The sequence below is a fragment of the Streptomyces sp. NPDC006602 genome, assembly GCF_042870385.1.
Taxonomy (GTDB): domain Bacteria; phylum Actinomycetota; class Actinomycetes; order Streptomycetales; family Streptomycetaceae; genus Streptomyces.
In genome coordinates this window covers 46708-58224 of sequence record NZ_JBIAHG010000040.1, presented here as the reverse complement: position 1 = coordinate 58224, position 11517 = coordinate 46708, and the positions used below count along the sequence as shown (strand labels likewise).

Genomic DNA, 11517 nt, shown 5'->3' with positions numbered 1-11517 from the left:
GATGTCCTCGGCACGGGTGGCCCGAAGGCCGTGCTTCACGAAGAGTCCGGCAGCCGCTCGGGCAATCTCCATACGGGTCGCGGCCTTGCGTCGTTCGGTGAGGGAGACGGCTGTCGCCGTCGGCGGCGAGGGGTGGGTGGGACTGCTCACGTTCGGCAGGCTATGCCCATGTGGCAGAATCTGCCATCCGGCGGGCCACCCCGGGGTTCAGGTACGGGGTGGCCCGCCGCTTCAGCGTGTCCGGCACCGACCCGGGGTGGCCGCACCCGCAAAAAAGAGCCGGACCCCGGCGCCCGGGGGGAGGGGCGCCGAAGCCCGGCTCGGGAGTCCCGGCGCCGGGGGGGTGTGCGTCGGGACTGGCTCGGTGGGTCGGTGGAACGGTAGGTCCGTAGCTCGGAGGGTCACGGAGGCCGACAGCGGAAGCGCTCCGCTCCACCCGAACTCCTGGACCCTGAAGTCTTGTTCCCGGGGCCACGCCGGTTGAAGCGGCGTTACAAGGCCATGTTTGCGCTGTCTTTCGCCACCCGGCGTACGCGGCCACCGGCGGTCGTACGCCTCCCGGAGCCGCGCCCGCGCGGGAGGGTCACGCCGCCGCGTCGAACCCGGTGTCCCGCGCCAGCTTCTTCAGCTCCAGGAGCGCGTGCTTCTCGATCTGGCGGATCCGCTCGCGCGTCAGGCCGTGCTCCTTGCCGACCTCGGTCAGCGTGCGCTCCCGGCCGTCCTCGATGCCGTAGCGCATCTTGATGATGGAGGCCGTGCGCTGGTCGAGGCGGCCGATGAGGTCGTCCAGCTCCTCGCTGCGCAGCAGCGTCAGCACCGACTGCTCCGGGGATTCCGCCGACGTGTCCTCCAGGAGGTCGCCGAACTGGGTCTCACCCGCGTCGTCCACCGGCATGTTGAGGGAGACCGGGTCGCGGGCCCAGTCCAGGACGTCCGTCACGCGGGCCGGGTTCGAGTCGAGCTCGGCAGCGATCTCCGCGGGCTCCGGGTCGCGGCCGTGCTCGCGGTTGAACTCGCGCTGCACACGGCGGATCCGGCCCAGCTCCTCCACCAGGTGGACGGGCAGGCGGATGGTGCGCGACTGGTCCGCTATCGAGCGGGTGATCGCCTGACGGATCCACCAGGTCGCGTACGTCGAGAACTTGAAGCCCTTGCGGTAGTCGAACTTCTCGACCGCGCGCACCAGGCCGGCGTTGCCCTCCTGGATCAGGTCGAGGAGCGGGAGGCCGCTGCGCGGGTAGCGGCGCGCCACGGCGACGACCAGGCGGAGGTTGGAACGGATGAAGACGTCCTTGGCCCGCTCGCTCTCGGCGACCAGGGCCTCGAGCTCCTCGCGGGTGGCGTCCGCCTTCGACTCCTCGTCCCCGTCGAGAATCTGCTGTGCGAAGACACCCGCCTCGATGATCTGGGACAGCTCGACTTCCTTGGCGGCGTCGAGCAGCGGTGTACGCGCGATCTCGTCGAGATACATGCCGACCAGGTCGCGGTCGGCGATCTCGCCGCCATGGGTGCGAACACTGCTTGCCGCGTCGGTCCCGCCGGTGGCGGACTGACGACGGGCGACGGCACGGGTTGCCATGCGTGCTCCCTTGCGATGGTGAGGTCAGCGGGTGGTCCTTAGACGCTGGGCACTCTCCTCGGGTGCCCTGCTTCTGATGGAAACAACGACTGGAATCCGGACAGAATTCCCAACCCACCCCGCTATTTTTCTGATCATGCAGTACCCTGCCTGGCCACACGAGGAGGCCCGATGTCGTCGGAACGTATCGAGGTGCAGGTCAGGCCTGGAGTCGAAAGCGACCTCTCAGCCCTCACCGACATCTACAACCACTACGTTCGTGAGACGCCCATCACATTCGACACCGCGGCCTTCACTCCGGAAGAGCGCCGCCCTTGGCTGCTCTCCCACCCTGAAGACGGCCCGTATCGCCTGATGGTTGCCACACGGGCGGACACACAGGAGATTCTGGGCTACGTCACATCCAGCCCTTATCGCGCGAAGCCCGCCTACTCGACCTCGGTGGAAGTCACCGTCTACCTGGCTCCGCACGCGGGCGGCCGCGGCATCGGCACGCTCCTCTACAAGGCCCTCTTCGAGGCTCTGGCCGGCGAGGATCTGCACCGTGCCTATGCGGGCATCGCGCAGCCCAACGAGGCGTCGACGCGGCTGCACGAGCGCTTCGGGTTCCGGTACGTCGGCACATACAAGGAAGTGGGCCGGAAGTTCGGCCGCTACTGGGATGTGGCCTGGTACGAGAAGGAGCTGTGACGAAAGGGCCCGGGGAAAGGCCCTCCGGGTCAGCCGAACTGCACCGACCGCTTCGCCATTCCCAGCCAGAACCCGTCGATCATCGACTTCTGCGCGTCCAGCTCACCGGCCACGTCCGCCGCGCCCATGGTCACGAACAGCGGGGCGAAGTGCTCGGTGCGCGGGTGGGCGTACCGGCCGGCGGGGGCCTTGTGGAGGAAGTCCAGCAGGGCGTCCCAGTCGCGGGTCTCCAGGGCGCGGCGGCCCCAGTCGTCGAACTCGGACGACCAGGTGGGCACTCCCCCGCCCGCGTGCCGCAGGGCGGCCAGGTTATGGGTGAAGAAGCCGGAGCCGACGATCAGCACGCCCTCGTCGCGCAGTGGCGCGAGCTTGCGGCCGATCTCCATGAGGCGGACCGGGTCGAGGGTCGGCATGGAGACCTGCAGGACCGGGATGTCGGCCTCGGGGAACATCTCCACCAGCGGGACGTAGGCACCGTGGTCGAGGCCGCGGTCCGGGATGTCCTGGACGGGGGTCCCGGCCGTGCGCAGCAACTTCCGTACGGACTGGGCGAGTTCGGGGGCGCCGGGAGCCGCGTACTTCACCTGGTAGTAGTGCTCGGGGAAGCCCCAGAAGTCGTAGACGAGGGGGACGGGCTCGGTGGCGCCGAGGGCGAGCGGGGCCTCCTCCCAGTGGGCGGAGACCATGAGGATCGCCTTGGGACGCGGCAGGCCGACCGCCCAGGCGGCGAGTTCCCCGGGCCAGATCGGGTCGTCCGCGAGCGGCGGGGCCCCGTGACTGAGGTAGAGGGCGGGCATGCGCTCCTGAGTTGCGGCGGACATGGCGGCGACTCCTCCTTGGGTCGTTCGTCGTTCGTTCTTCGTGGTTCAAAGTTCGTAGTTGGCAACTTCAAGCCTGAGGCTCCACAGCTCCAAGTTGCTTCAACTTTTAAGCTTCTGCTTTCAGACCCTACGCGCTACTTGTTTAAGATTCAAGGAGAGCCCTCGTACAGTGGAATACATGAACACGGCACCCGCACCCGCTCAAGAGCCACGTTGGCTCACCGAAGAGGAGCAGCGCGTCTGGCGCTTCTATGTACACGCCACCACGCTCCTCGAAGACCACATGGACCGCCAGCTCCAGCGTGACGCGGGCATGCCGCACGTCTACTACGGCCTCCTCGTCAAGCTCGCCGAGTCCCCGCACCAACGGCTGCGCATGACCGAGCTGGCCATGCACGCGAAGATCACACGCTCCCGCCTCTCGCACGCCATCGCCCGCCTGGAGAAGAACGGCTGGGTACGGCGCGAGGACTGTCCCTCCGACAAGCGCGGCCAGTTCGCGGTGCTGACGGAGCAGGGCGAGGAGGTGCTCAGGCAGGCCGCGCCGGGCCATGTGGCGGCCGTACGCAACGCGGTCTTCGACCGGCTCACCCCCGAACAGCAGAAGTCCCTCGGCGAGATCATGCAGATCATCGCCGAGGGACTTCAGCCGAACGAAGCGGGTGCGGACCTGCCCTGGCTCCGCTGAGCGCGGCCGGGGCAGGTCCGGTGTGGCGTACGTACGAGGCGTCCCCTCCCCGTACGTACAGCCGGCCTGAAGGGGTACGACCGGACGGCCGCCGTCAGTGCGCGATCACCGGCACCGGCAGCTCGTCCTCGGCGCCTTCGCCGGAGCCGGTCACCGTGGTGGTTCCCGGGCGGCCGGTGTTGATGAAGGTGGCGGCGACCGTCGCGGCGAGCACGAGGATGCCGACGGCGAACCAGATCGCGTTGGTGTACCCGTGCACCTGGCCCTCCAGCTGGACCAGCTGCTGCTGAGCCCGGGAACCGGCGCCGCCGATGTGGTCCTTGATGTACGAGGTCGTCGCCGAGGCGGCGATCGTGTTCAGCAGGGCCGTACCGATCGCGCCGCCCACCTGCTGCGAGGTGTTGACCATCGCGGAGGCGACACCGGCGTCACGCGGCTCGACACCGTGCGTGGACAGCGACATGGCGGGCATGAACGCCGTACCCATGCCAAGGCCGAGCAGGATCATCCCCGGCAGGATCGTGCTGGAGTAGGTGGAGCCGATCTCGAGCCGGGTCAGGATCAGCATGCCGAGCGCGGCGACCAGGAAGCCCGGAGCCATCAGGAAGCGCGGGGGGACCCGGGTCATCAGGCGGGTGCCGATCTGCGTGGAGCCCACCATCATGCCGCCGATCATCGGCAGGAAGGCGAAGCCGGTCTTGACCGGCGAGTAGCCCTTCACGATCTGCAGGTAGTAGGTCAGGAAGAGGAACAGACCGAACATCGCGATGATCGCGAGGCCGAGGGAGAGGTAGACGCCTCCACGGTTGCGCTCGGTGATGACGCGCAGCGGCAGCAGCGGGGCCTTGACCTTGGACTCGACGAGGACGAACGCGGCGAGCAGGACCACCGAGGCCACGAACAGGCCGACGGTCGTCGAGTCGCCCCAGCCGTCGGACTCGGCGCGGGTGAAGGCGTAGACGAGCGTGACCAGACCGAGGATGGAGAGGATGACGCCCGGGATGTCGAGCGGCGAACGGTTGCGGCCGCCGGCCGGCTCACGGATGACGTAGTACGCGCCCGCGGCCGCGATGATCGCGAACGGGATGTTCACGAAGAACGTCCAGCGCCAGTCCAGGTACTCGGTGAGGACACCGCCGAGGATGAAGCCCACGGCACCGCCGCCACCGGCGATCGCCCCGTAGATGCCGAACGCCTTGGCGCGCTCCTTGGGCTCCGTGAACATCACGGCGAGCAGGGAGAGCGCGGCGGGCGCGAGCAGTGCGCCGAACGCACCCTGCAGGGCGCGGGCGCCGAGCATCATCGCCTCGTTGGTGGCCGCGCCGCCGAGGGCGGAGGCGCCGGCGAAGCCGATCAGACCGGCGACGAAGGTGCGCTTGCGGCCCCACAGGTCGGCGATACGACCGCCGAAGAGCAGCAGACCGCCGAAGGCGAGAGCGTAGGCCGTGATGACCCACTGCCGGTTGCCGTCGGATATGCCCAGGTCCTGCTGTGCGGACGGCAGGGCGATGTTCACGATGGTGGCGTCGAGGACGACCATCAGCTGGGCGAGCGCGATGAACGACAGCGCTTTCCAGCGGTTGGCATGTGCTGTTTCAGACATGGGAGTACCCACTCCGGGACTTCGTGACGGAAATTCGGGACGTAGTGGTGGAAAAGGTGCGTCTAAGGAGCACGGCTCATCGACGGTGACGGCCGAAGTCGGCGTGAGGACCGAGCCGGTGGGGCGACCGAGTCCGTGTGACGGCTGCCGGTGCGATGGCCGTCCGTGTGATGACTTGTGGGGAGCGCTGAACTGATCGGTCAGGACTTCCGCAGGTCCTCCATGGTGATGGGCGTGCCCGGCAGGGAGGAGCGGGCCGGGGCCCGCAGTCCGTCCAGGAACAGCTGAAGGTGTCGGTGTACGAAGCGGTCGGCGCTGTCGCATCCGGTGCCGGCCGGGGGCCGGCTGAGCTGGGCCACGACGACCATCACGTCGCCGACGCCCACGTCGGTACGAAGCTGTCCGGCCGCCTTGGCGCGGTCCATGAGCGCGTCGATGATGCTCTCGAGCCGCTCACGCGCCGCCTCCAGGTCGGGGTGGTACCGGTCGAAGGTGCTGGCGACCATCGGGCACAGCGCGCTGACCCGCTCGTCGGCGGCGACGTGCACGAAGCGCTCCAGCGCCCCGAAGGCGTCGCCGGTCTCGGCGAGCGCCCGCTCGGCCGCCTCCGCCGTACGGTCCATGACCGAGCAGACGACCTCGCGGACCAGGGCCTCACGGTCCGGGAAGTTGCGGTACACCGTGGCGTTGCCGACGCCGGCCCGGCGGGCGATCTCGTCGAGCGGCGCGTCGGGGCCGAACTCGGTGAACATCTCCCGGGCGGCGGTGACGATCCGCTCCCTGTTGCGCAGGGCGTCGGCACGCGGCCGGGCCACCTTGCGCTGTACGGGGGTCGCGGTCTGCACGGTGTACTCCTGAGTCTGTCGGGCTGGCGATCCGGGGAAACCGTCCCCGTTTCGCTCGGACACATGACTAAACGGGGAAGTGGTCCCCGGTTATTTCCCGCTCACCGGAACATTTTCCGTGACCTGGGTCACATCTCCCTGAGGCGGGAAACCCACGTTCGGGCTCCTCCAGCGCGCGCCCGCGCACCCCTCGCCAGAGGGTGATCGAAAGGGCGCAGCCTTCCGACTCCAGATCACCGGCTGCCGCGGACCGAAGGGGCCATGCATGCAGCCGAGCAGTCGAATACGCCCGCGCCGCGTGGCCGCCCTCGCGTCCGTGACCGCGCTGACCTTCGCGCTCAGCACGTCGGCCGGCACCGGACACCTCACGCCGGGCACCACGACGGCCGGCGCCGGGCCGAGCGCCCTGGCCCGCACCTCCACGTACGGCCCCTGCATGATCAGCGGCGACCCCACGGTCCAGATGTCCGAGGGCATCCCCACCCCCGGCGGCTACTCCCGCTCCACCGGCACCGTCCGCGCCCTCACCCTGATGATCGACTTCTCCGACGCACCCGGTGCGGGCAACGCCCTCGACCGCTTCCACGAGTTCTTCCCGCAGACCCAGGAATGGTTCCGCACCAGCTCCTACGGCCGCCTCGACTACCGCACCGAGACCCCGATCCCGCGCTGGCTGCGCCTGCCCAAGTCCTTCCGGGCGTACGACATAGGGCGCGGCGCCCCCTTCGATCCCGGCTACCGGCAGTTGGTCCAGGACATCGTGGCCGCGGCCGATCCCGAGGTGGACTTCCGCTCGTACGACTTCCTGAACGTGCTGGTCACCCCGAACGCCGGCCCCTCCGCCCTCGACACGGTCCTGTCCGTGACCTTCGCCGGCAACCACGAGGCGCCGGTGGCGGACGGCGTCCCCGTCGCCAACGCGTCCTTCGTCTACTCCCGCCAGGACGACGGCTCCGGCACCTACGGCCTGACCGGCTACCGCGTCCTCCCCCACGAGAACGGCCACGTCTTCGGCCTGCCCGACCTCTACACCCAGGAGGGCGGGGGCGCGGTCGGCCACTGGGACATCATGAGCGAGGACTGGGGCGCCGACAACGACCTCCTCGGCTGGCACAAGTGGAAGCTCGGCTGGCTGGACGTGACCCAGCTGAGCTGCGCCTCGGCGCCGGGGACGACGGAGTACACGCTGACACCGCTGGCCCGGGCGGGGGGCACGGGAGGCACGGGAGGCACCAAACTCGTCTTCGTCCCCCTGGACCGCCGCACCGGATACGCCGTCGAACTGCGCACCCGCGAGGGCAACGACGAGACGGTCTGCCGTCCCGGCATCCTCATCTACAAGGTCGACGCCGGTGTCGACACCGGCCGGGGCCCGGTCACCGTCCACGACTCCCACCCCGACAGCGGCGGCTGCACCCGCAGCCCCAACGTTCACGCGGAGCTGTCCGACGCGCCGTTCATTCCCGGGGAGGAGTTCCAGGACCTGAGGCGGGGGGTGCGGATCGAGGTGGCGGGGGCGGAGGCTTCGGGGAGGTATCGGGTGCGGGTCAGTCGGGAGTAGGCGATGCCCGGGCGGGGGCCGTGTCGTCGGGGACGGCATCAGCTGCGGGTGGGGAGGACGGCGACGGCCGGTGCGGACGGCATCCGCCGCCGGTGGGGGGCGCCGGCCGCCGGTGCGGATTACGGTAGGCCTGCCCTGACCGCCGTACCGGAGAACCGATGCCCGCCGAGACGACCTGGAACGCCACCGCGCAGGCGGCCGACTCCCCCGCCGCACCCGCCGCCGCACCCGCCGAGGCGGTCGCCCCGCTGATCCGTGGAATCGGCGTGCTGCGGCGGCTGACCGAGGCCGGCGGGACGATGAGCGCGAGCGGACTGGAACGGGCCACCGGCCTCGCCCGCTCCACGGTCGACCGGATCACCTCCACCCTCGCGCGCATGGGGTACGTCCGTCTCGACGGCCGGGACGTGACTCTGACCCCTCGCCTGATGGAACTGGGCAACGCCTACCTGTCCGCCCTGCGTCTGCCGGCGCTGCTCGACGCCCGCGCGGACGCCCTCGCCGACGAACTGGACGAGTCGGTGTCGCTGGCGGTCGGCGACAGCGACGGCATCCGCTTCATCCACCAGGCCACCCGCCGCCGCACCATGTCCCTCAGCTTCCGCATCGGCGACCTGCTGCCGGCCGAACGCACCGCGCCGGGCCCGCTGTTCGCGACGGAGTGGACGGACCAGGACTGGCAGACCTGGCGCGCACGCCGGGCGGCGGACCCGGAGGACCGGGGCTTCCCGGCCGTACCACCGCGTGAACAGGCGGGAAAGGACGAGGAGTTCGTATCGGCGGTGGCCCGCGCCCGGGAGAACGACTGGGCGCTGGACGACCAGTTGATCGAACCGGGGCTGGTGGCGGTCTCCGTACCTGTACGTCATCCCCGTACCGGTCGCATCGCCTGCGTGGCGAACGTGGTGAGCCACACGAGCCGGCACTCGGCGGCGGACCTGCGCGAGACGCTGCTGCCACGGTTGCGGGCCGCGGTGACGGACATGGAGAGGGAGCTGCGCGAGGCGGTGCCGGACGCAGGGGCGTCCTCGCCGTCCGGCCTGGCGGCCTGGACCGGTGCCTCGAAGCACGAGCTGGGCAGGGACTTCGTCGAGTCCCTCGCCCGTGGCCTGACCGTGCTGACCGCCTTCGGCGAGGGCCGGGCCGAACTGACGCTCACCGACGTGGCGCAGGCGACGGGACTGGCCCGGGCGACGGCACGCCGGGCGCTGATCACGTACGAGCACCTGGGCCTGGTGACCCCGGGCAGCACGCAGCGCACGTTCGCGCTGACGCCCCGCGTACTGTCCCTGGGCTTCCCACCCCTGTCCCGTACGTCCCTCTCCCGCATCGCGACCCCCCACCTGGCGGATCTCTCGGCCAGGATCCACGAGTCCGCCTCACTGGCGGTCCTGACGTCGTCGGGCCAGGAGATCCAGTACACGGCGCGGGCGAACGCGAGCCGCGTACTGAGCGCCGACATCACGATCGGCGCGCGGCTGCCGGCGGCGGCGACGGCACTGGGCCGGGTGTTGCTGGGGGACATACGGGAATCGGGGTATGCCCTGGTGGACGAGGAACTGGAAAAAGGCCTGCGCTCCATCGCCGTCCCGGTCCACGACCGCACGGGCACGACGGTCGCGGCGACGAACGTGGCGCTGCACGCGGCACGGCGCACGGTGGAGGAGCTCGTGAGCGAGATCCTGCCGGAACTGAGGTCGACGTCGGACCGGATCGAGGAGGACCTGGGCGTGGCGGGACGCTTCACCAGGGTGCCGCTGTCGTGACGAGGGCCGGTGTCCTTGTCACGGCGTTCTGATGGTGTCGCGCGATGTCCGGGCATGCAGCTCGGCGAAGACCTGCGGCGTGATCTGGGGAAGATCAAGCGAGGCGACCGGCGCGGGCCTCTTCGTAGTCCGGCTCCGGTGTCGGGCTCTTCTTTCCGGCAGCAGGCAAGGTGATCAGCAGCACAGCTGCTCCGAGGAGTGCGATGGCCGCGATCCAGCCCGCGCCGACGTGCATGGCATGGATAAACGCGTTATCGGCAGCCTGCGCAAGAGAGGGCCGGTGGATAGTGGTGGCGACGTGGCGGGCCTGTTCGGCGGAAACTCGCGCCTGATCCTGCACCGCACCGGATGCACCCTCCAGCGAAGGTTCGATCGCACGTCGGTACGCGATCGACATGATCGTGCCGCCTACTGCGATTCCGATCACACTGCCGGTTTGTCGCACGGTGTTGGTGACGGCCGATCCGGCACCGGCCTGTTCCAACGGCAGGTCGCTGATCAATGCGGCCGTGACGGGGCCGATCACCATGCCGACCGAGAAACCCTGTATCAACAACAGGATCTCGATCCGGACGAGAGGAGTGTGGAGTCCGAGGACCCCGTACCCGCCCATGGTCAGCGCAGCCACGGTCAGCGCCGGCACGGTGACAAGGCGCAGCGGCAGACGGCGAACCAGGCGCGCGGCGAGAGGCGCCCCCGCGAGCGCGCCGACCGCGGTCGGGATATTGGCCAGACCCGCCTTCATCGGCGAAAAGCCGAGCGCACCTTGCAAGTAGAACGCGTTATAGAAGGTGATGGCGGCCACGCCGAAGAGCAGCAGTCCGAGCGCCACGTTGCCGCCACCGAATATGCGTTGCGCGAACAGTCGCGGATCAAAGCTGGGCGCCTTGAGGCGCAGTTCGACGAGTACGAAAACGGCCAGCAGAACCAGACCAACGACGATCGGCGCCCAAACGTCGGTACGACTCCACTCCGCCACCTGCCCCGCCCGGATCAGCCCGTAGGCCAACGCCACGAGCCCACTGATCGACAGCAACATTCCAGCGGGGTCCAGTGGTCGCCGAGTGGGGCTGCGGAAATTCGGAACCAGCACGGCGAGCCCGATCAACGCCAATGCCGCGACCGGAACATTGATCAGAAAGACCGAGCCCCACCAGAAATGATCGAGCAGGAACCCCGCCAACACCGGGCCGGCAGCCATTCCGACACCGGCCGACGTCGAGAAAATGCCGATCGCTGCAGCCCGCGCGGGGCCGGTGAAGGTCCACATGAGGATGGCCATCATGGCGGGCGTGATCAGCGCGCTGCCCACCCCCATCGCAGCTCGAGCTGCAATCAGCTGGCCCGCGTCGCTTGCGTACGCCGCCCACAGCGAGGACCCGGAGAAGATCACCAACCCACTGGAGAACACAGTCCGGTGACCGAACCGATCGCCCAATGCTCCTGCAGTGAACATCAATGTGGCGAAGGCCAGGGTGTACGCACCGGTCGCCCATTGCAGCTGACCGGGATCGGCCCCCAGTCCACGGACCGGGTCCGCGAGGGTCTCCAGCGTGGTACTGAGGACGGTATTTTCTATCCAAATCAGCAGTGAACACAGCATAAGAATGGCAAGAATCAACTGCTGCCTGGACTTCGGCAGCGTTGGAGGCGCGGTCATGAACACCTTCGGATATCGATGGGCGGGACCTTGACCGAGTGGAATATAAGCAAGCCCCACAACGCTGTCAAGCTTGGAGTTTCTCGCCAAAACTATTGCGACCGAACGAACTATATGCCTCTGCCAGATTTGCAGACTGAGCAATTTCGTGCCTCTGGCGAATTTGCGGACCGAGCGCTTTTGTGCCTCTGGCGGATTTGCGATTCGAAGGAATTCACTTCCGGTGGGTTGCGACTGAGCGGATTTCATGCCTCCAGTGAGCTGTCGCACCGCGTCGCCCGTGACGTAACAACGATAAGCACCC

The 11517-nt window shown here is 68.8% G+C and carries 9 protein-coding genes and 1 pseudogene; 4 read left to right on the top strand and 6 right to left on the bottom strand.

Annotated features, from left to right (window positions below; translation table 11 throughout):
• Together ACFYO2_RS43565 and ACFYO2_RS43560 are read right to left on the bottom strand one after the other, a co-directional pair.
• A pseudogene (locus tag ACFYO2_RS43565) lies at positions 1-150 on the bottom strand (TetR family transcriptional regulator); the annotation flags it as partial.
• Positions 151-583: 433 nt separating this feature from the next.
• The gene (locus tag ACFYO2_RS43560; RefSeq protein WP_388361351.1) at positions 584-1579 is read right to left on the bottom strand and encodes an RNA polymerase sigma factor RpoD/SigA; all 996 of its coding nucleotides are present in this window, start codon (positions 1577-1579) and stop codon (positions 584-586) included.
• Between the two features lie 171 nt (positions 1580-1750).
• On the opposite strand from ACFYO2_RS43560, the gene ACFYO2_RS43555 reads away from it, so the two are divergent.
• Entirely contained in the window at positions 1751-2269 is a 519-nt protein-coding gene (locus tag ACFYO2_RS43555; protein ID WP_388361349.1) for a GNAT family N-acetyltransferase, read from the top strand.
• 29 nt (positions 2270-2298) lie between these two features.
• Here ACFYO2_RS43555 and ACFYO2_RS43550 read toward each other — a convergent pair whose 3' ends face one another.
• Entirely contained in the window at positions 2299-3090 is a 792-nt protein-coding gene (locus ACFYO2_RS43550; RefSeq protein WP_388361347.1) for a dioxygenase, read from the bottom strand.
• A gap of 178 nt (positions 3091-3268) precedes the next feature.
• Here ACFYO2_RS43550 and ACFYO2_RS43545 point away from each other — a divergent pair, with 178 nt between their 5' ends.
• Positions 3269-3778 carry a MarR family winged helix-turn-helix transcriptional regulator gene (locus ACFYO2_RS43545; RefSeq protein ID WP_388361345.1) on the top strand — a complete coding sequence of 170 codons (510 nt, stop codon included), beginning with the start codon at positions 3269-3271 and terminating at the stop codon, positions 3776-3778.
• Between the two features lie 94 nt (positions 3779-3872).
• Here the strand turns inward: ACFYO2_RS43545 and ACFYO2_RS43540 are convergent, their stop codons facing one another.
• Entirely contained in the window at positions 3873-5381 is a 1509-nt protein-coding gene (locus tag ACFYO2_RS43540; RefSeq protein WP_388361344.1) for an MFS transporter, read from the bottom strand.
• A gap of 200 nt (positions 5382-5581) precedes the next feature.
• The gene (locus ACFYO2_RS43535) at positions 5582-6226 is read right to left on the bottom strand and encodes a TetR/AcrR family transcriptional regulator (protein WP_388361342.1); all 645 of its coding nucleotides are present in this window, start codon (positions 6224-6226) and stop codon (positions 5582-5584) included.
• 265 nt (positions 6227-6491) lie between these two features.
• On the opposite strand from ACFYO2_RS43535, the gene ACFYO2_RS43530 reads away from it, so the two are divergent.
• The gene (locus tag ACFYO2_RS43530; RefSeq protein WP_388361340.1) at positions 6492-7787 is read left to right on the top strand and encodes a M6 family metalloprotease domain-containing protein; all 1296 of its coding nucleotides are present in this window, start codon (positions 6492-6494) and stop codon (positions 7785-7787) included.
• 158 nt (positions 7788-7945) lie between these two features.
• Positions 7946-9553, top strand: coding sequence for an IclR family transcriptional regulator C-terminal domain-containing protein (locus ACFYO2_RS43525; RefSeq protein ID WP_388361338.1), 1608 nt, complete (start codon positions 7946-7948; stop codon positions 9551-9553).
• 94 nt (positions 9554-9647) lie between these two features.
• Here the strand turns inward: ACFYO2_RS43525 and ACFYO2_RS43520 are convergent, their stop codons facing one another.
• The gene (locus tag ACFYO2_RS43520; RefSeq protein WP_388361335.1) at positions 9648-11213 is read right to left on the bottom strand and encodes an MFS transporter; all 1566 of its coding nucleotides are present in this window, start codon (positions 11211-11213) and stop codon (positions 9648-9650) included.
• Positions 11214-11517 lie beyond the last annotated feature (304 nt).